16 protein-coding genes are annotated in these 21285 nt (G+C 47.7%); 15 read left to right on the forward strand and 1 reads right to left on the reverse strand.

The features are described from left to right. Positions 1 to 9 precede the first annotated feature (9 nt). The 4 genes from QF049_RS01530 to QF049_RS01545 are packed head-to-tail and all read left to right on the forward strand — an operon-like array spanning position 10 to position 2602. Entirely contained in the window at positions 10 to 642 is a 633-nt protein-coding gene (locus tag QF049_RS01530; protein WP_307534334.1) for an HAD family hydrolase, read from the forward strand. 26 nt (positions 643 to 668) lie between these two features. Continuing rightward, positions 669 to 959: an EamA family transporter gene (locus QF049_RS01535; RefSeq protein ID WP_197997836.1), complete on the forward strand. Its 291-nt coding sequence runs from the start codon at positions 669 to 671 to the stop codon at positions 957 to 959. 4 nt (positions 960 to 963) lie between these two features. Further along, positions 964 to 1266, forward strand: coding sequence for an EamA family transporter (locus tag QF049_RS01540; RefSeq protein ID WP_307534337.1), 303 nt, complete (start codon positions 964 to 966; stop codon positions 1264 to 1266). Between the two features lie 31 nt (positions 1267 to 1297). Then, the gene (locus QF049_RS01545) at positions 1298 to 2602 is read left to right on the forward strand and encodes a DUF6080 domain-containing protein (protein ID WP_307534339.1); all 1305 of its coding nucleotides are present in this window, start codon (positions 1298 to 1300) and stop codon (positions 2600 to 2602) included. A gap of 91 nt (positions 2603 to 2693) precedes the next feature. Here QF049_RS01545 and QF049_RS01550 read toward each other — a convergent pair whose 3' ends face one another. Beyond that, positions 2694 to 5369 carry a YhgE/Pip domain-containing protein gene (locus QF049_RS01550; RefSeq protein ID WP_307534341.1) on the reverse strand — a complete coding sequence of 892 codons (2676 nt, stop codon included), beginning with the start codon at positions 5367 to 5369 and terminating at the stop codon, positions 2694 to 2696. Between the two features lie 710 nt (positions 5370 to 6079). Here QF049_RS01550 and pyrR point away from each other — a divergent pair. The 11 genes from pyrR to QF049_RS01605 all read left to right on the forward strand — a co-directional run bounded on the left by pyrR (position 6080) and on the right by QF049_RS01605 (position 21276). Next, on the forward strand, positions 6080 to 6643 hold the full coding sequence (pyrR, locus tag QF049_RS01555) for a bifunctional pyr operon transcriptional regulator/uracil phosphoribosyltransferase PyrR (RefSeq protein ID WP_017687330.1): 564 nt from the start codon (positions 6080 to 6082) through the stop codon (positions 6641 to 6643). After that, positions 6643 to 7554, forward strand: a complete 912-nt coding sequence (locus QF049_RS01560) for an aspartate carbamoyltransferase catalytic subunit (protein ID WP_036614815.1) — start codon at positions 6643 to 6645, stop codon at positions 7552 to 7554. Before pyrR ends, QF049_RS01560 begins: the two co-directional genes overlap by 1 nt. Before the next feature lie 126 nt (positions 7555 to 7680). Further along, positions 7681 to 8985 (forward strand): dihydroorotase, encoded by a 1305-nt coding sequence (locus QF049_RS01565; RefSeq protein WP_307534343.1) that lies wholly within the window; start codon positions 7681 to 7683, stop codon positions 8983 to 8985. A gap of 364 nt (positions 8986 to 9349) precedes the next feature. After that, the gene (gene carA / locus QF049_RS01570; protein ID WP_062835434.1) at positions 9350 to 10492 is read left to right on the forward strand and encodes a glutamine-hydrolyzing carbamoyl-phosphate synthase small subunit; all 1143 of its coding nucleotides are present in this window, start codon (positions 9350 to 9352) and stop codon (positions 10490 to 10492) included. A gap of 1 nt (position 10493) precedes the next feature. Further along, on the forward strand, positions 10494 to 13712 hold the full coding sequence (gene carB, locus QF049_RS01575; RefSeq protein ID WP_124116035.1) for a carbamoyl-phosphate synthase large subunit: 3219 nt from the start codon (positions 10494 to 10496) through the stop codon (positions 13710 to 13712). A 103-nt stretch (positions 13713 to 13815) separates the two neighbouring features. Next, complete coding sequence (gene pyrF, locus QF049_RS01580) at positions 13816 to 14556, forward strand: orotidine-5'-phosphate decarboxylase (protein WP_124116036.1); 741 nt, start codon at positions 13816 to 13818, stop codon at positions 14554 to 14556. After that, positions 14553 to 15194, forward strand: coding sequence for an orotate phosphoribosyltransferase (pyrE, locus tag QF049_RS01585; RefSeq protein WP_036614805.1), 642 nt, complete (start codon positions 14553 to 14555; stop codon positions 15192 to 15194). Before pyrF ends, pyrE begins: the two co-directional genes overlap by 4 nt. 290 nt (positions 15195 to 15484) lie before the next feature. After that, the gene (locus tag QF049_RS01590) at positions 15485 to 16414 is read left to right on the forward strand and encodes an ABC transporter ATP-binding protein (protein ID WP_307534346.1); all 930 of its coding nucleotides are present in this window, start codon (positions 15485 to 15487) and stop codon (positions 16412 to 16414) included. After that, a complete protein-coding gene (locus tag QF049_RS01595) occupies positions 16377 to 17486 on the forward strand; it encodes an efflux RND transporter periplasmic adaptor subunit (protein ID WP_307534348.1) in 1110 nt (369 codons plus the stop codon). The genes QF049_RS01590 and QF049_RS01595 overlap by 38 nt, the downstream gene beginning before the upstream one ends. After that, complete coding sequence (locus tag QF049_RS01600; protein WP_307534351.1) at positions 17486 to 20410, forward strand: ABC transporter permease; 2925 nt, start codon at positions 17486 to 17488, stop codon at positions 20408 to 20410. The genes QF049_RS01595 and QF049_RS01600 overlap by 1 nt, the downstream gene beginning before the upstream one ends. A 2-nt stretch (positions 20411 to 20412) precedes the next feature. Further along, positions 20413 to 21276: an ABC transporter ATP-binding protein gene (locus QF049_RS01605; RefSeq protein WP_307534352.1), complete on the forward strand. Its 864-nt coding sequence runs from the start codon at positions 20413 to 20415 to the stop codon at positions 21274 to 21276. Positions 21277 to 21285 lie beyond the last annotated feature (9 nt).

The raw sequence follows: 21285 nt of genomic DNA on the forward strand, positions 1-21285 counted from the left end.
GGGATCAGGGTGAAAAGCACGAAAGTCGCAATTTTTGATATTGATAAAACGATCATACGCAGTGATTCCATGTTTCAATTTGTGCATTACGGTGTTCGCCGTTACCCGTGGCAGGTATGGAGATTACCTGTCATTGCATTACATACCGTGTTATTCAAGGCAGGCTTCATGACGGTTGAACAAGTCAAACGATCCTACTTTCAAGAAATTGAGCGTATGTCTGAAAAAGATCTCGAACATTTCTTTGATACCCACTTGCGTACATCCATTTTTGCCGAGGCCAGTGTAGAGATGCAACATCGTAAAGAAGCAGGCTATCATGTCTTGCTGGTAACCGCATCTCCGCATGCCTATATGAAATACTTTAAAAACTTTCCTTGGGTGGATCATGTCATTGGAACTGAACTTGTCCGACATGAGAATGGTTACACATGCAGAATTGATGGCAGCAATTGCAAAGGGGAAGAGAAGGTACGCCGAATTCAGGCTTATCTGAGTGAGAAAAATATGGTAATTGATTATGACCAGTCATGTTCCTACTCGGACTCCTTATCCGACCTTCCAGTCATGCAGCTAGTGAGTCAACGATACTTTATTAACAAGCGTGTTCCGGACATGGAGGCATTAACGTGGGGGAAATAAAATCGCGTCATACCGGTAAATGGTTGATGCTCGTCTCCGCATTTCTGACAGCAACGGGTCAATTGTTCTGGAAATGGGGACTAACCGAGTGGATCTACCTGGGTGTTGGTTTTCTTTGTTATGGACTTGGAGCGATTTTGATGATTAAAGCTTTTGCTCTGGAAAAACTCTCTGTTGCTTATCCTCTGATGTGTGCCAGCTACGTATTTGCCTTAATCTATGGATATTTTTTGCTTGGGGAAGAAATTACGGTGCAGAAGCTGGCAGCAGTTGTGTTGCTTGGAATCGGGGTGACATTAACCAGTGTTGATCGATAGCTGGATGGTTGCCGTATTAATTGTCATGACGTTGTGTGGTGCACTGGGCGGGGCCGGACTGAAAGCTTATGCATCCAGTCGCAATCGTCTGCATGTACTCATGGGACTTGGATTCTACGGAACGGGTGCGTTGCTGAATATTGTATTGCTGAAGTTTCTTCCATTAACCGTAGTGTTGCCTGCGAACGCATTAACATATGTGTGGACTATCATCATTGCGATGTTGGTATTTAAAGAGACAGTGGGCCCTTTACACTGGATAGGTGTGGCATGTATTATGGGCGGGCTATGTTTATTGGTGTTCTAGAACTTAATTAATCAGGATGTGAAATGAAAGCATGAACTTTTTAGATTACTTATTTTATAATCGCAGAGCCAACTGGACAGCCTTTTACCTGTTTGCAGGATTTGCTCTGTTCTATGGTTTAATGAACGGCTCGTATGTTCTGTACATTGAAAATAATGCAGAACTGCTTGGGAAGTATACCCCATTTAATACAACGCTGTTTCCAATCAATTTATTCAACTTTGATCCTTCAATGTATTATGGGGACAACAGTTCTTCCGTGATCCATCCGCTGATTTCCTTTCTGGCAGTCACCCTTGCGGCTGTAGCGAAACTGCTGGGAGGTAACTGGTTCTTTCTAATCTTGCAATCGATGATAAATGCCGGTTCGGTGGTGCTGGCCTATCTGTTCCTGAGTCAAAAAGAAGATAAACAGACCATCGTACCGTTGCTGTTGGCCTTACTGTTTGGTTTCAGTTCCTACCTGATGTATACTGCGTTGATTCCGGACTCGTATCCGTATGTACAGTTCGTTATCCTTCTCTCTGTAGTTTACATGCAGTATACTCGTGAGCGTCAGGACGTACGTTATGTACCCAATGCATTGCTTGCGTCGATTAACTTTGGACTAACCTCGACTAATATCGTACCATTTGCTGCGGCCACATTCTTCAATATGAACGTATGGCGCAATAAGGCGAATCTGAAAAAATACATCGGCATCATGGCACTGGCGGTTCTGATCATCGTCGTATTAACTGGTATTCAGTATGTTGCCTTTGGAGGCCGCAGCTGGGTTAGTAACTGGCTGTTGGGCATTCAAAATGGTGGAACCAGCTATGCAACGCCATTCCAGTTCGCTGTTCATTGGAGAGCATTGAACATGCTAACCATTAATCCGATGCTGACACCGAAGATGCATTTACTGGACCCGGGCATGGCAGCCTTTGTTACGGATCTATCCCGTTACAATCCAATCTATGTGCAGATGACAGGTATCTTTATTTTACTACTGGCATTCATGGGCTTCATTAAAGGAATTCGTGAACGAGAAGTGTGGACCCTTGTGCCATATATTCTGTTTGCCTTTTTGCTTCATGTAGTCGTGGGCTTTGGTCTGGCTGTATTTCAATATGATATGTACCTGTATGCGGGGCATTATCTGTTTGCGTTCTTCCTGTTGGGTGGAGGTTTTGTCATCAGCCTTCGTCCGGGATTGGGGAAAAAAGTGGTTATAGGCTTGATCATGTTATGTGTTATCGTTACGGCAAGTAACAACATCTATCGCCATGTAGAAACATTAACAACAATCAAACAATCCTATAATCAGTTGGAACAGGAACGCTCAGTGAATTAATCAAAATGTATCGATTCATATAAGGAAATAAGATAAGGCCATTGGATGGAAAGTCCAATGGCCTTATCTTATTTAGTATCCAGCTAATGAGTTAAGCAATAATTTTGGTCTTCTTGGCATTCTCGGCTGAACGTTTGGTGAGATTGCTGAGTGGGCGTTTCAAAGCGAGAGCAACAATGAGACTCAGTGCGATGAACATGCACAACCACAGAATATCCTTGATGGCAGTAGACCACAATATGCCGCCGACCGACTCACGTAGCAGACTGATCGCATACGTGAAGGGCATGAACGGATTTAATGCCTGGAAAAAGGGTGATGTCATGCTGATTGGGAACGTACCGCCGGAGCTGGAGAACTGGAACACCATGAAGATAATGGCGATCCCTTTTCCGATATTTCCAAAAACGGACAGCAGGGTGTACGTGATGGTGACAAATACGGCACTCACCAGCATGGCAAACAGGACAAACCACAGTTTATCTGCGACATAAGCACCCAGGATTAATATATTTCCCAAGGTGACGCATACCGCTTGGAGCAATCCAATGGTTAGAAAAGTAGCAAGACGTCCAAGATACAACTCATATCCCCGGAACTTGCCATCCGGATTTTCGGCTTCAGCACGAAGCAGGGAGATCAGCAGTGTTGAGCCAACCCACAAGGACAGCACGCCATAAAATGGTGACATAGCCGATCCATAATTCGGAATTGGGTAAAGCTGTTGTTCCTTAATTTGCACCGGACTTGCAAGGAAAGCACTTTCTTCTTCGATATCGCCACGCAAAAGTTTGGCAAGTTCGGCAAATTGGTTATTACCTTCGACTTCCCTGAGCTTGTCCGCAGCCTTGCTGATGGCACTTTCTAATGCTGGCAGATCATCACGTACCAGCGTGGCAACACGATGTACTCCTTTTTCGACCTCCGGAAGCTGGTTCTGGACAAAATCGGATGCCTTGCCTATCTGTTTCTCGGCATTAGGCAGATCATTACGAACAAAATTAGCGGCTTCGTTCAGTTTGTTTCCCAGCTTGGGCAGATCGTTTCGAATTAATGAAGACACGGTGTTCAAAGCTTGGATAAAACCTTCACTTTTGTTCGCGAGTGTCTCTGATACCTCATGGATCTTAGATTGTACTTGAGGCAGTTCGCTCTGGATTTTTGTCAACTCGGTCTGCCCGAACATAATCCCTTCTTTGGCTGATGCCAGAATGTCAGCAATATCCGGAATACGATCCTTTGCTCCTTGTAGAGTTTCTGATGAAGTGGAGAGGATAGACCTGAGTTTATCCGCACCAGCTGCAAGTGCAGGCGATATTTCACTTTCATAGGTGTTTAAGATATTGCCAATCCCGCTGCTAATGTCCTTCGAGAGAGCATTTAACTGAGCGATGACTTCTGTCGGTGGAGTTGTATTACGACGCATGGCATCACTCATGATGCCAGCCAAGCGGATTTGCAACTGAAGTTTATCTGAAAGGGAGTTCAGTTGTGTAATTTTATCGGCAAGTGGATGGCTTGGAAGCAAGTTGTCTATTTTGCCCAGTAGTTCTGCCATGCTGTCGACGAGTTTTACCGCAATCCCTAAACGTGAAGCAATCCGGTCGAGATCTTCTACTGTAGGAAGGTTATTAAGATCCGAATTTTGCAATTGTGCAAATACGTCTCCTGCAGCGTTAGTAATCTGCTGCACCAGCAGCAGATTTTGGTGGATCGCCGGGCTAATTGTCTGGAACGCTTCTTCACTGGAATCCACGAACTGATCTAATCCCTCTGCAAGCTCAATCCCGTTGCCAGCGATTTGTGATACTTTGTCCAGATCTTGTTCTGCGGCCGTTACGATAGACAGAGCTTTGTTGGTTTTATCCAGCGCCGTTTGGATGACATCTGATACCTGACCAAAGTTTTCATCCACTTCTCGAATGCGTTCTACCGCTTTTTGTAAATCCGGTATCCGCCCTTGAATATCCAGCACCTCGGAAGCCGCATCATTAATTTGTGGCCAATACTCCTGCACCTTGAGCACATACTGTGCTGCTTCATTGATTTCAGGCAGTTTTTTCTCGATTTCAACGATCTTTTGAGCATCTTTTACAATCTCGGGCATGGCTTTTTCTACTTCCAGAACCTTTTGACCTGCGGCTTGAATAGCCGGAAGATTTTTCTCCAATGTAAAAATGCCATTCTCCATTTTGCGTAATGTTGGAAGCTGGGAATTAATCTCAACCCCGGCTTCATTCAACTTGGTTAGAACTGCCTCACTGACGGCTTCAGTGAAATTTTCATTGATTTGTGTTGTTATGGCAGATACACCAGAGCCTGTGATTTTAGGAGCAATGGCATTCACCTTTTCATTAACGGTATAGATTACCTCTGGGCGTTCCAGCTTTCCGTCAACGATACCTGTAATTTTGGACGAAAAGTCTCCGGGAATGAGCAGGCTGGCATAATATTCTCCTGTTTGTACCCCCCGACTAGCCTCAGCTCGATCTACAAAAGTCCAGCCCAGCTTTTCGTTGTTTTTGAGGCTGGATACCAGTTCGTCTCCGATATTAATATTGGTTCCTTCAACAGTCGCACCCGCGTCCTCGCTTGTCACTGCAATTTTGATCCCCTGGGTATTACTGTACGGGTCCCATACGGACTTCACGTTGACCCAGTCATACACCCCGGGAAGTAGAATAATAGCCACAATTAGAAATATACCTGTGGGAACCTTCAGAATATGTAACCAGTCTGTTTTGTAAACGTGCCAAATGTGACGCATGACTTCCTCCTAAATGTACATAAATGTAGGGCGTATCTTATTTCTATGTCGCATATTTGTGAATCTTATGTATATCGGCATTATTGCAGCATCTATGAATGGGTTCATGTTTATAAACTGTACCCATTTCACTTGGTACTAATTCAGAGCCTTCATATATTGCGTAAAACGAAACTCACCGTTTGTTCTCAAAAGAAGTGTTTTGTCTCTACTTAAGTATAGTCAGAGGTTTATTTTGGTTATATCAAATTTCTCATTTGCCTATGGATAAATATGCAGAAATGTTGTATAATTATGAATAACCAATGAGATGTATTGTGCATGGATGTTTTTCAGCCTAACTGCTGATTCTAAGAAGAACGTAGCAGAGGGTTTTCACCTGCGATGGTGAGGTGTTGACAGGGGGTTGTCTTTCTGTCATAATTCATGAAGACAAACGGACATATTGATTACAGAACCCTGTGAGGTCATGCAATATGAACGACATGAATAGCACCTTTAAATCAGTCCCGTGAGACTGGCAAGGTAACGTGAACGATACATCGTTTTTTTGCTGCGGCAAATGAAGCGATGCATCCCCGAGAGTAAACTTTCTTCAGAGCGGTCTGAAGTTCGGAGACTCCTTGCCAATAAACACGGCAAGGAGTCTTTTTTTTTCTCCTCGTCACGGGGCCATGATGCTGAAGGGAAATCCTGAGGAGGCTGAACGCATGAGCACAGAGACACATGTCATTATGGATGAGACGGCGATCCGCCGCGCACTAACACGGATTGCCCATGAGATATTGGAGAAAAACAAAGGAATCGACGATTGTGTGTTGGTCGGTATCCGCACACGCGGGGTTTACCTCGCAGAACGGATTGCCGCCAAGATTGAAGAAATCGAAGGCGCCAAAGTCCCCTGGGGAGAACTGGATGTGACTCCTTACCGCGATGACCGCTTGGACGAAAATAAAGCGAATCGCAAGGAAATGTTGATTATGACACCTGAATCACTTTCGATCCATAACAAAAAAGTGATTTTGTTCGATGATGTGCTCTATACCGGACGGACGATTCGCGCAGCGATGGATGCCTTGATGGACTGTGGAAGACCGCAGAACATTCAGCTGGCTGTACTCGCAGACCGCGGACACCGGGAACTTCCAATTCGACCTGATTTTATCGGCAAGAATGTGCCGACTTCCAAATCAGAGGAGATCGAAGTTGCACTCATGGAAACGGACGGACAGGACGAAGTCAAAATCACTCAGAACCGGGGGGAGCAAGCATAATGATTACACAGACAGCATTGAGAGACCGAAGCTTGCTTGGACTGAAGGAACTTAGTCGAGGAGAAATCGAGTCCATTCTGAACAGAGCGGCTCACTGGGAAGCACAGAAAGAGAAACTGGCTCCTGTACTGGAATCACGCTTTGTTGCGAACATGTTCTTCGAGAACAGCACACGTACCCGCTTCTCCTTCGAAATGGCAGAGAAACGCCTGGGTGCACAAGTGCTGAACTTTACGGCAGCCGCATCCAGTGTGGAAAAAGGAGAGTCCATCTACGATACGGTACGAACACTTGAGTCGATGGGCATAGATGCAGGCGTGATCCGGTTGAAACCGGCAGGCGTTCTGCAACAACTGGCTCAGAAAGTGAATGTACCACTCGTGAACGCCGGAGACGGCAACAATGAGCATCCCACACAGGCGTTGCTGGATCTCTACACGATGAGGAAAGCATTTGGCGAACTGAAAGGCTTGCGTGTTTCCATCATTGGTGACATCCTGCATAGCCGTGTAGCTCGTTCCAATCTGTGGGCACTGCAAAAGTTTGGTGCAGATGTACGCTTCTGTGCTCCGCAAACGATGCAGGCACCGGAACTCGCAGAGCATGCTCCTTATGTCGGTCTTGAAGAAGCGCTGGATGCAGATGTGGTCATGATGCTCCGTGTTCAACTGGAACGTCATCAACATGGCTTAATTACTTCAGCTGAGGATTATCGCGAACACTACGGATTGACGGAAGAACGGGCATCACGCCTAAAACCAAGCACCATTATCATGCACCCTGCTCCTGTGAATCGCAATGTCGAGGTAGATGACGCGGTTGTGGAGAGTGAAGCATCGCGGATCTTCCCGCAGATGGCAAACGGCGTTCCAATCCGCATGGCGGTTATGGAACGTGCGATGAAACTGTAACAGGGTCTGGCTGTGGGTCATAGGCTGACGGTACGGTAGTTCTTATAGAGCAATAAGAGAGTACACGATAAAGAAAATCATCCGGCTTGCCTGGTAAGCCGGACAGAACCGAAGCGGAGGGCAATTATGCTACAGATTATAAAAAACGCGAACGTCTTGAACCAAAAAGGGGAACTTGAACGGAAAACCATCATTATAGATGAAGGTAAAATTAAAAAGATCGTTGGTCTGGAAGACCAAGCGGTACTGGATGCCGAAAAGTCAGCGCAAAGTGTGACAGACGCATCAGGCAAACTGGTCATTCCGGGATTGATCGATATGCACGTGCATCTGCGTGAACCTGGATTCGAACACAAAGAGACGATCGAGACAGGTGCCCGTTCAGCAGCACAAGGTGGTTTTACAACAATTGCTTGCATGCCGAACACAAGACCAGTAACAGATACAGCGGAAGTTGTGAAGCTGGTATTGGATAAGGCCAAAGAAGCTGATCTGGTTAAAGTGTTGCCTTATGCAGCCATTACAAAAAACGAACTGGGTCGTGAACTTACCGATTTTGCCGCATTAAAGGAAGCAGGCGCTATTGGATTCACAGATGACGGTGTAGGCGTACAAAACGCTCAAATGATGAAAGATGCCATGAGCCTTGCGGCAAGCATGGATATGCCAGTGATCGCTCACTGTGAAGATGACTCACTGGTTGTTGGTGGATATGTGACGGAAGGTGAGTTTTCGAAGCGCCACGGCATCAAAGGGATTCCAAATGAATCCGAAGCCATCCACGTTGGCCGTGATATCTTGCTCGCAGAAGCAACAGGAGTTCACTACCATGTCTGTCACGTAAGTACAGAGCAATCGGTTCGTCTGATTCGTCTAGCGAAGTCCATCGGCATTAAAGTAACTGCTGAGGTATGTCCGCACCATCTGGTGTTGTCGGATGAAGATATCCCGGGCATGGACGCCAACTGGAAGATGAACCCGCCGTTGCGCTCACCACGCGATGTGCAGGCTTGTATCGAAGGTTTGCTGGACGGCACGCTGGATATGATCGTAACTGATCACGCGCCACACAGTGAAGAAGAGAAAGCCAAAGGCATGGAGCTGGCACCTTTCGGAATCGTTGGATTCGAAACAGCCTTCCCGCTGCTGTACACCAAGTTTGTGGAAACAGGACTGTGGAGCTTGGACTTCCTGGTGAAACGTATGACTGCTGATCCGGCACGTGTATTCCGACTGGATACAGGCAAACTGGAAGAGGGAGCACCAGCCGATATCACGATGATTGACTTGAACGAGGAAAAAGCGGTTGATCCTGCAACGTTTGCCACCAAAGGAAGAAACACACCATTCACAGGCTGGAAGCTGAAAGGCTGGGCCGTACAAACTTGGGTGGATGGCAAAAGCGTGTGGCATAACACGGTACAACAGTAAAACGGTAACTCAGCAAATTAATAAATTAGTAACTCTATATCTTTAACTCTTTAAATCAGTAACATCTTTTCAACTAACTCGAGGCAAATCATGCCGAGAGTCTAACATACGAAACAAAGCAAAGTTGAATGTCATGATTTTGAACTTGGACACCAACGTAACTGCGGAGTGGGCAGAAAGAACCCGAAGAAGCAAAGCGTTCGCCTTTATCACCGGATTACTCCATTTGAAGAATGGGATCAAAGTAATCCGGGGATAACAGCGATCAAAGGGTTTTCTGTACGCGGAGCCGCACAATCGTAACGTCCCCCATGTTCAACCCAAATGCCATTCAACGTTGATAAACACAGAGGAGTGAAATGGGATGCAGGCACAGGCAAGATTATTGTTGGAAGACGGCACACTGTTCACCGGGAAAGCATTTGGTGCTGAAGGTGAAACGACAGGTGAGGTCGTTTTTAATACGGGAATTACAGGCTATCAAGAGGTGCTTTCGGATCCTTCCTATTGCGGTCAAATCGTAACCATGACGTATCCGCTGATCGGAAACTACGGCATTACGCGTGATGACTTTGAGTCGATTCGTCCATACGTACACGGTTTCGTTGTGCGTCGTCATGAGCCAACGCCAAGCAACTGGCGTGCGGAATATAGCGTAGACAATCTGCTCAAGGAATACGGCATCGTAGGAATCAGCGAAATTGATACACGCATGTTGACTCGCCGGATTCGTCACCACGGCACAATGAAGGGAATTCTCACAACAGGATCGAAGCCTGTGGAAGAACTGCTGGAGATGATGGGAGACACCACCATTGCCGAACTGCGTAACCAGGTGCCAATGACTTCTACAGAACATGTCTATAACAGCCCGGGAACGGCTGAGCGTATTGTGCTCGTGGATTATGGTGCTAAAACAGGAATCTTGCGCGAACTCAGCAAACGTAACTGTGACGTTGTTGTTGTTCCACACGATGTAACAGCAGACGAGATTCGTCGCTTGAACCCGGACGGCATTCAACTGTCCAACGGCCCTGGGGACCCGAAAGACGTACCTCATGCAGTTAAGATGATCAGTGAACTGCTTGGCGAATACCCGATCTTCGGTATCTGCCTGGGTCACCAGTTGTTCGCACTTGCGGCAGGAGCAGACACCGAAAAACTTAAGTTTGGACATCGCGGAGGAAACCACCCGGTGAAAGAACTGGAGAGCGGACGTTGCTTCATCACATCCCAGAACCACGGATTTACCGTAAACGAAGAGTCTGTGAAGAGTACAGATCTGGAAGTTACACATATCAACAATAACGATAAGACCATTGAAGGTCTGAAACATAAATCATTCCCGGCATTCTCGGTTCAATATCACCCTGAAGCAGCCCCGGGTCCTTATGACAACAGCTATCTGTTCGACCGCTTCATCGAGATGATTCGCGAGCACAAGATCACTAACCCGCAAAAGCCGCGTCAAGCCGTATTGGCAGCCGCAGTGAAAGGAGCACAATAACATGCCGATTAACAAAGATCTCAAAAAAATCCTGGTGATTGGTTCCGGTCCAATCGTCATCGGTCAAGCGGCCGAGTTCGACTATGCCGGTACACAAGCTTGCCAGGCTCTGAAAGAAGAAGGCGTGGAAGTTGTACTCATTAACAGCAACCCGGCGACCATTATGACAGATACAAACATGGCTGACAAAGTATACATTGAGCCAATCACCCTGGATTTTGTAACCCAAATCATTCGTCAAGAGCGTCCAGACGGCTTGCTGCCAACACTGGGTGGTCAGACAGGTCTGAACATGGCGGTAGAACTGGCACGTGCAGGCGTGCTGGAACGTGAAAATGTGAAATTGCTCGGAACGCAACTGACATCCATCGAGAAAGCGGAAGATCGTGATCTGTTCCGTGACCTGATGCGTGAATTGGAACAGCCTGTACCTGAGAGTGTGATCGTAACAACACTTGAAGAATCACTTGAATTTGCAAATGAGATTGGTTATCCAATCATCGTGCGTCCAGCCTATACGCTGGGCGGAACAGGCGGCGGGATCTGTGCGAACGAAGAAGAGCTGCGCGAGACTGTGGTAGCGGGAATTCGTTACAGCCCAATTGGGCAATGTCTGGTCGAGAAGAGCATTGCAGGCATGAAAGAAGTCGAATATGAGGTTATGCGGGACAAAAACGATAACTGTATCGTTGTCTGCAACATGGAAAACTTCGACCCGGTAGGTGTTCATACAGGCGACAGTATCGTTGTAGCACCAAGCCAAACCCTGTCGGACCGTGAATATCAAATGCTGCGTTCAGCTTCCCTGAAAATCATCCGTGCCCTGAACATCGAGGGTGGATGTAACGTACAGTTTGCACTGGACCCACACAGCTTCCAATACTATGTTATCGAAGTAAATCCACGGGTAAGCCGTTCATCGGCTCTGGCTTCCAAAGCAACGGGTTATCCGATTGCAAAAATGGCTGCCAAAATTGCCATGGGTTACACGTTGGATGAAATCGTGAACCCGGTAACAGGCCAAACGTATGCTTGCTTCGAGCCTACGCTGGATTATATCGTGAGCAAAATCCCACGCTGGCCGTTCGACAAGTTCATCTCGGCGAACCGTAAACTGGGAACTCAGATGAAAGCAACAGGCGAAGTAATGGCGATTGGCCGGACATTCGAAGAGTCGATCCACAAAGCAGTTCGTTCCCTGGAAATTGGCGTACATCGCCTCTACCTGAAGGATGCCGAAACGCTGGACGAAGCTACCCTGAACGAGCGTCTGATCAAAGCAGATGATGAGCGTATCTTCCTGATTGCCGAAGCATTCCGCAGAGGTTATACGTTGCAACAGCTACAGGATTTGACCAAGATTGACTGGTGGTTCCTGGACAAAATCGAAGGTCTGATCGCATTCGAAGATCGCATTCGCGAAGAATCCGAATTGTCTTCCGACATTCTGTATCAAGCGAAACGCCTTGGATTCACAGACCGTGCCATTGCTGAACTGCGTGCGCAAGGTCAACCAGGAGGCACATTAACAACTGAAGCGGAAGTTAGAACTCGTCGGGAAGCAGAGAACCTGCGCCCAGTGTACAAAATGGTAGATACATGTGCGGCTGAGTTCGAAGCCACAACGCCATATTACTACTCAACTTACGAGACAGAGAATGAAGTGATCCCTTCCGACAAGCAAAAAGTTGTGGTACTGGGTTCAGGACCAATCCGGATCGGTCAAGGGATCGAGTTCGACTACTCTACTGTACACGCAGTATGGGCATTGCAAAAAGCAGGCTATGAAGCAGTCATTATCAACAATAACCCGGAGACGGTGTCTACGGACTTTAATACATCCGATCGCCTGTACTTTGAACCGCTCTTCTTCGAAGATGTCATGAACGTGATTGAACAGGAGAAACCAGTAGGGGTTATCGTACAGTTCGGTGGTCAAACGGCCATTAACCTGGCAGCACCACTGCGTAATGCAGGTGTAACCATTCTCGGAACGGATCTGGAAAGCATCGATGAGGCGGAGGATCGCAAGAAGTTCGAACGTCTGCTCTCCCGTCTGGAGATTGCACAGCCAAAAGGTAAAACGGTCATTTCCGTTGATGATGCGGTAGAAACAGCTCAAAGTCTGGGCTACCCGGTACTGGTTCGTCCTTCCTATGTACTCGGCGGTCGTGCGATGGAGATTGTATACTCCGATGCTGAATTGCTGACATACATGGAACAGGCGGTTAAAATCAATCCAGAGCATCCGGTCCTGATCGACCGTTACATGATGGGTAAAGAAGTTGAGGTTGACGCCATCTGTGATGGTGAAACGGTATTGATTCCGGGAATCATGGAACATATCGAGCGTGCAGGGGTTCACTCTGGTGACTCCATCGCGGTATATCCTCCTCAACACCTGTCCCAGGATTTGAAAGAGAAAATTGTAGAGATTACAATCAAAATTGCGAAAGAACTTAAAACGGTTGGTCTGGTCAACATCCAGTTTGTTATCCATGATGGCCAAGTGTACATTATCGAGGTGAACCCGCGTTCATCCCGTACTGTACCATTCCTTAGCAAAGTAACCAACATTCCGATGGCGAACTTGGCAACACAAGCCATTCTGGGTGTGAAACTAAAAGATCTTGGTTATGTTGACGGGCTGTGGCCTGAATCGGATCATGTATCTGTCAAAGTTCCGGTCTTCTCCTTCGCGAAGCTGCGTCGTGTAGAACCAACCCTCGGACCTGAGATGAAATCCACAGGTGAGGTTATGGGTCGTGACCCGAATTACGCCAAAGCGTTGTTCAAAGGCCTGATCGGCGCAGGAATGAAAATTCCGGCAACCGGAGCGATTGTTGTGACTGTAGCAGACAAAGACAAGGACGAAGCGGTTCCTTTGCTCGAAGGTTTCTACAGACTGGGTTACAAAATCATGGCTACCGGTGGAACAGCAGCTGCGCTTGAAGCAGCGAACATTCCGGTAACGACTGTGAACAAATTAAGTGAAGGTTCGCCGAACATTCTGGATATGATTCGCAGCGGCGAAGCGAACTTTGTCTTCAACACACTCACCAAAGGCAAAACACCGCAGCGTGACGGATTCCGAATTCGTCGTGAAGCGGTAGAAAACGGCATTGTATGTATGACTTCACTGGATACGATTCGTGCGCTGCTGATCATGCTGCAAACGATCAACTTCTCCTCAGAAGCAATGCCTGTCTTTGTAAAATAAATAAGTCTCTGATGAAGGACATCAGTCAGCCTGCGAGCTGGCGGGATGTCCTTTATATCGGGCAAAAACGGAAAAAATGAGCAAGTGGAGGGGAGCGCTGGTGATGAATCAAGCGAGTTTCAATGAAATGGCTGGCCGTCTGATGGTGGCACTGGATTATCCTGGAGCGGAAGAAGCGAAAGCATTGGTACAAGCTCTTGAAGGCATTCCCTGTTATCTGAAGGTGGGCATGCAGCTGTTCTACGCAGCAGGACCGGACTTTATTCGGGAGCTAAAATCCAAAGGTTACTCCGTTTTTCTGGATGTGAAAATGCATGACATTCCCAACACCGTTCGTGGCGGTGCTGAAAGTATCACACGTCTTGGGGTAGACATGTTCAATGTTCATGCAGCGGGTGGAGCCCTCATGATGCGTGCTGCACGTGAAGGTGCTGAGGCAGCAATCGCTGCCGATCCTTCCCTTAGCAAGCCTGAGATCATTGCAGTCACCCAACTCACCAGTACAAGTCTGGAAACGATGAATAACGAGATTGGCATCCCGGGAAGTGTGGAAGCTGCTGTGGTCCGTTATGCAGGACTAGCCCAAGAGGCCGGACTCGATGGGGTTGTTGCTTCTCCACTGGAAGTACCCGCAATTCGGGCAGCGTGTGGCAGTGCTTTTCACACCGTTACACCAGGAATTCGTCCAGCGGGTAGTGGTCTGGGAGATCAGACACGAGTCTTGACGCCGGGTGAAGCCATTGCCAGAGGAAGTCATTACATTGTTGTAGGCAGACCCATTACAGGCGCTTCCAATCCGCGTGAAGCGGCAGAAACCATTTTGAAGGAGATGTTGAACGCATGATCGAACTGAATGAGATTCCGAATCATATTGCTTCCCAACTGTTGAAAATTAAAGCCGTGGCGTTACGTCCGCAACAGCCATTTACATGGACATCCGGCATCAAATCACCAATATACTGCGATAACCGTTTAACGATGTCCTATCCCGAGATTCGTAATGATATCGCTGAAGCCTTTGCAACGATCATTCGTAACCAATACCCGGATGCAGAAGTCATTGCAGGTACGGCAACCGCGGGTATCCCGCATGCTGCCTGGGTGGCTCAGAAGCTGGATCTGCCGATGGCCTACATTCGTGATAAAGCGAAAGGACACGGCAAGGAGAACCTGATCGAAGGTTTGATTACCGAAGGACAGAAAGTGGTTGTCATCGAAGATCTGATCTCTACAGGTGGAAGCTCGATCAAAGCAGCCGAAGCCGTACGTGTAGCAGGCGCAACACCGTTGGCCGTGCTTGCCATTTTCAGCTACCAGCTGGATAAAGGTGTTAAAGCATTCGAAGATGCTGGAATTCCACTTCAGACGTTGTCCAATTATACGGCTCTGATGGATGTGGCTTTGGCTCAGGGAACGATTCAGGAAAGCGATTTTGAATTGCTAAAATCATGGCGTGAAGATCCTTCTTCATTTGGTAAATAATTTAATTGATACCTCGAAAAAATGTTCATGAATGAACGGTATCAAAATTGTAATGATTGCCGTCATATCGGCAAAACCATCGAATATGCAAGAGGCATCCCGCACTTTGGGGTGCTTTTTTTGTTTGTTCATCAAAATATTAACTTTTTCACTCTACCGTTGTAAAAAGCTTGTAACTTTTAGTTGGGATCGGTCGTTTATAATTCAGTGTAGGTTGGAACAGATTTCTAATTTTAGGTTTTTTGAAGAAATGATCGGGATATCAAGAAAGGATGAGCGTGATTGCTGGCATGAAGAATTTATTTCTCAGAAAAAGACCTGCCAAGAGCCAGTCAGGCGATGAACATCAACAGGGGGAAACACCGTTGGAGGCATCGACGGAGTCGGGAGAAAATACATACATAGGTGAATCAGCGCACCCGACAAGTGAAGTATCTTTATCTGAAAGTGAAATCGCTTCGGATGAAGTGGCTGCAGCTGCTATCACCACCGTTGATGAACCCCAGAAGAAGATCAAACCAAAGAAGGATATGCTGCCTCCATATGATGGACCTGTACTGGAGGTGCGTAACGTGCATCGCAGTTTCCAGACAGGCAGTCGCATTATCCATGTGCTCAAAGGCATTGATATGGAAGTGAATCCGCAACAACTGGTCATGCTGAAGGGGCGATCGGGCTCAGGCAAAACAACACTGCTGAATATGCTCGGTGGACTGGATCAGCCTTCAAGTGGAGACATTCTGTTCTCTGGCCAGCCTCTTCAGGATTGGGGAGACCGGAGGCGGACCGCTTTGCGGCGCAAAGAGATCGGTTTTATTTTTCAGGCATATGCACTCATGCCCTTATTATCTGCTTGGGAAAATGTAGAACTGTCGCTGCGCATGGCGGACGTTCCGCGAGCGGAATGGAAGGACAGGGTTGGTCACTGTCTGGATCTGGTTGGACTATCCAAACGGGTGAAGCACCGTCCATTCGAGATGTCCGGGGGAGAACAACAGCGGGTGGCTATAGCCAAGGCCATTGCCCATAGACCCAGATTGTTGCTTGCGGATGAGCCTACAGCGGAACTGGATTCCAAGATGGGCGCTCAGGTCATGGCCGTATTCCGCAATATTATTGAAGTAGAACAAGTAACAATATGTATGACTACACACGATCCTACAATTTTGGAGGTTGCGGACCATGTTTATGAAATGGCGGACGGCAGATTTATCAAGTAAAGGGGCCGCTCCGAAAAGGGGGAAACGCGCAGCACTTATTGTACTTGGTGCGATAATGGTTGCAACGATGTCCGGCTGCTCATTGCTGCCGTCAGAAACAGAGGAAGAAGTACTTCCGCCTATTACACCACCAACGATCTCCAAGAAACCGGAATATGAAGTCCGGACGGAAACGTTGGAGAAAAAAGTAAGTGGCAGTGGAAAAATGATGAGTCAGCGGGAAGAGAAGGTGTACTTCACGCTTGATGGCATGCATATCAAAGAGTTAAATGTTAAACCAGGGGATAAAGTGAAGAAGGGTCAACTTCTTGCTGTCCTCGATGTGGAGAGTGTGGAGAAGGAGATCCGTGGCAAGAAACTGGCTATTCGCAAATCCGAAGTTCAAATGAAGGAAACACTCCGCAAGAAGGATGAGATGGACCCGGTAGAGTTCGAAGAATCAACGATTGCGTTTGAAGAACTGCGCCAGGAACTCGCTGATCTGGAGGAACAACTGGGCAAAGCCACGTTGACAGCTCCGTTTGGCGGTACCGTTATTGCTGTGCAGGTAGAGAAGGGTGCAGCCGTGAAAGCGTATGATCCGATTGCTACGATTGCGGATACATCCAATCTGGTTGTGGCAGCTACCTTTGCCAAGGAAGATCTGGAGAAGTTCTCCGCGGGTATGAAGGCAGAAGTAGATATTAATGGAGCTGGTAAAGTCTCTGGCAAAATTAAAGTTATGCCTATCGCGGAAGCATCGGGAAGTGGCAGTGGCGAAGGGACGGGTGAAGGCGGTACGCCTCCAACCAAGGAAACGCTGGATAAGTATGTTATCGTTACACTTGCAAAAATGCCAAAAGGCGTCGAACGCGGTACACCACTATCGGTCTCGATTGTAACGCAGCGTACCGAGAACGCAATTGTGATTCCTGTATCCGCTTTACGCTCCATCGGTTCAAGAACGTATGTGCAAGTGGTGGAGAGTGATGGCAGCAAGCGTGAAGTGGACGTTGAAGTTGGTCAGCAGACATCGACAGATGTTGAGATTTTGAAAGGTCTGACCGTAGGCCAGAAAGTAGTGGGACGCTAATGGGGCTGCCATTGCTTCGGCTGCTGTTCCGCAAAATGTGGAACACGCGCTGGATGACCTTCAGCACACTGATCGGATTGATTGTGGCGGTAGCGTTCACCGTCAGTATTCCAATGTATGCCGATGGTGCGTTGAAACGGGTCGTCGCGCAAACGCTGCAGGATAACAGTGAAGGGTTGCCAGCCGGTTCGTTGCTTATGAGTTATCAGGCACCCGGTGGCGTGAAGACAGACACACGGGGTCTGGATGAAGTAGATCGTTATATTCGTGAGGATGTTCCTCGCGACATCGGGTTTCCTTTTCATACGTATGTGAATTCAAGATCTATTCGCAGCACAGAGGTGAGCCCGGAAGATCCAACCAAAGTGGATGCCAGCAGGGCGCGCAGTATGAGTCTGGGTACGATGAGTGGGCTGGATGCACAGGTGAATTACTCTGCCGGGGTGAAACCTGGAAACCAGGTCAAAGATGACACGATCGAGGCAGTCATGTTGGAAGAGGGTATGTACCGTAACGACCTGCATATCGGTGATATTCTGGAATATCCGGTGTATAGCGGTCTTGATATCACATTACGTGTGAAGATTACGGGTTCCTTCAAGGCAGATGATCCGAACAGCCCTTACTGGGTACAAGGATTTGACGGCATGATGAATGGACTTTATGTGGATGAATCGGTTTTTAATGATGTTTTACTGAAGGAAAAAGGGATTCCACTTCAAAATTCACGTTGGTATTATGCCTTTGATCTGAAAGAAATTCAAACCAGCCAGTTATCAGGTCTGACTTCCATGCTGGAAAGGCTGGATATCGATCTGTACCAGCGGCTGAAAGATACAAAAGTGGACATCACCTTTGGTGATCTGCTTAAGCAGTTCCGCAGTCAGAGTCTGCAACTGCAGACGATGTTGTTTACCTTGGCAGCACCAATGATTGCGATGGTCTTTTATTTTATTGCGATGAATGCCAGACAGTCATTACAAAAGCAAGAGAGTGATATTGCGGTATTGCGCAGCCGTGGAGCTTCAGCTCGGCAGATCTTCTCTCTCTACCTGCTTGAAGGCATATTTCTGGGCGCTATTGCACTGGTTATTGGGCCGTTGCTCGGTTGGTTTATGGCCAAGAGTATCGGTTCAGCAAGTGGCTTTCTCTCGTTCGTAGATCGAAAATCTATTCCGATCGGTGTATCAAAAGAAGCTATTCTCCTGGGCGTAGCAGCGGTCCTTGTTGCGATCATCGCATCACTTATCCCTGCGATAACCTATGCACGGGCAACCATTGTATCTGCCAAACGGCGGCAAGCACGGACAGACCGTGCTCCAGTATGGCAACGCTGGTTCCTGGATGTTGTGTTGCTGGGTCTGGCTGGATATGGATACTACCTGTTCTATGAACGTCAGATGTTGACCTTCCAGACTGGAATGACAACTGATCAGCTGCAGGTACAGCCGTTTCTGTTCTTTGTACCCGCACTCGCGATTTTTGCGCTTGGACTATTCTTCCTGCGCTTGTTCCCGTGGATATTGAAGCTTATTCAGTTAATCGGTCGCAAGTTTCTCCCGGTCCCGTTGTATCTGACATTAACACAGCTATCGCGATCATCTTCTTCATATTATCCGCTGATGATCCTCCTTGTACTGACACTGGGACTTGGGGTGTACAACTCGGCTGCTGCTCGGACGATTGATCTGAATTCCACTGAGCGTACCTTGTACCGTTATGGATCTGATGTGATTATGCAGACTGTGTGGGAAGGAACACCTGAGGTTAAACCCGGTGGTTCCGGACAGAATGGCGGTACGGGTGGAGGTCAACAAGGTGGTGGCAATGGAGGAGGAGGTTCTGCTGGTGGTGGTTCCGGCGGAGGCAACGGCGGTGGAGGTGCTCCAGGTGGTGGTGGCGGCGGTTCTTCGCAGCCATCCAAAGTCATCTACTCCGAACCTCCATTCGAAGTGTTCCGCAGATTAGACGGGGTTGAACATGCAGCAAGAGTGCTGCAGACCAAAGGCAATATTATCGTCTCTGGTAAATCGGGCGGACAGGGGATGCTGGTCGGAATTGATAATGTGGACTTTGCTCAAGTGGCGTGGTTCCGCAACGATCTGTTCCCGGCACATCCCTACAAGTACCTTGACTTGCTTGGTAAATATGAAGGGGCTGTATTGATCTCTTCCAAATTTGCTGACAAATTTAAGTTGAAAACTGGAGACCTCGTCTCCATGGGTGTGCAGGGACAGGCGATTGAATTCGTAGTCTTCGGGATCATTCCTTACTGGCCAGCCCAGTATCCGGATCAGATGCCATTCTTTGTGGCGAATCTGGATTATATCTATGATCAGGTGCCTCTAATTCCTTATGAGGTGTGGCTGAAAATGGAACCGGATGCCAAAGTGGCTCCATTAATGGAGAAGCTCGCAGCAGAAGGTATCGAGTTATCTTCTGTGCGTGACGTACGTACCGAATTGGTATCTCAGGGCAAACATCCGTCACGGGGCGGCGTATTTGGGATTCTGAGCCTTGGATTCCTGGTATCGGTTATTATCTCGTTGATCGGATACGTGCTGTACTGGTTCTTCAATTTGTCCGGACGTGTTGTGCAGTTTGGTGTATTACGGGCCATGGGTTTATCCCGGGCACAACTGAGCGGTATGCTGCTACTGGAGCAGGTGTTCACAGCGGGGCTATCGATCCTGCTAGGTATTGGGATTGGTCAGGTATCCAGTCGTTTATTCCTGCCATTCCTGCAAACGACGGATAATGTATCTGCTCAGGTACCTCCGTTCCGGATTGTGTTTGAACAGCAAGATATGTTGCAACTGTATGGGGTCACCGTAGTGATGCTGGTCATTGGTGCAACGATGTTGCTCTGGCAGATTCGCAGATTGCGGGTTCACCAGGCAGTCAAAATGGGAGAGGAGAGGTAAACGTGATCCAATGCGAAGGACTTGTCAAAATTTTTAAATCCAGCGATGTGGAAGTCGTTGCCCTTCAGGGTCTCAACCTGACTGTCAATCAAGGTGAAATGATGGCCATCATCGGTAACAGCGGTAGCGGTAAATCCACACTGCTGAATATTCTGGGCGGGCTTGATCGTCCTACGGCTGGTACGGCCGTTGTGGGAGACTGGGATTTGCTCAAGATGACAGATGCCCAATTGGTCGAATACAAACGTCATACGGTAGGTTTTATCTGGCAAAATAACGGTCGTAACTTGCTGCCTTATCTCACTGCACTGGAAAATGTGGAGACTCCCATGATTCTGGGAGGCAAGCGTGATCGTGCTTACGCGAAACAGTTGCTCGAATGGGTAGGCCTTAAGGATCGGATGCATAACAAATTGCATCAATTGTCAGGAGGAGAGCAACAAAGGGTAGCGATTGCGATCTCCTTATCCAATCGTCCCAAAATTCTGCTTGCAGATGAACCAACCGGTTCGGTCGATTCCGAGACATGTGATACAATCATGGACATTTTCCGAAGAATGAACAAGGAACTCGGCGTTACGATTGTCATCGTTACCCATGACTTGACGCTAGCTGGCAAGGTAGACCGGATCGTTGCGATCCGGGACGGCTTGACCAGTACTGAGTTTGTGAAGCGCAACCCGAATTTGGACGATGAGCATAGCTTATCCGAGACGGGTATGCCGGACATTCACGAAGCATTTGTCATTATTGACCGTGCAGGGCGGCTTCAGGTGCCAAAAGAGTATCTGGAGGCCTTATCCATTGATAACCGGGCTACATTGGAATTTGACGGTGAACGCATTGTCATTACACCGCCAAGATAATTAATGAGG

It is taken from the genome of Paenibacillus sp. W4I10, from assembly GCF_030816325.1.
In the GTDB taxonomy this organism is placed as follows: domain Bacteria; phylum Bacillota; class Bacilli; order Paenibacillales; family Paenibacillaceae; genus Paenibacillus; species Paenibacillus amylolyticus_B.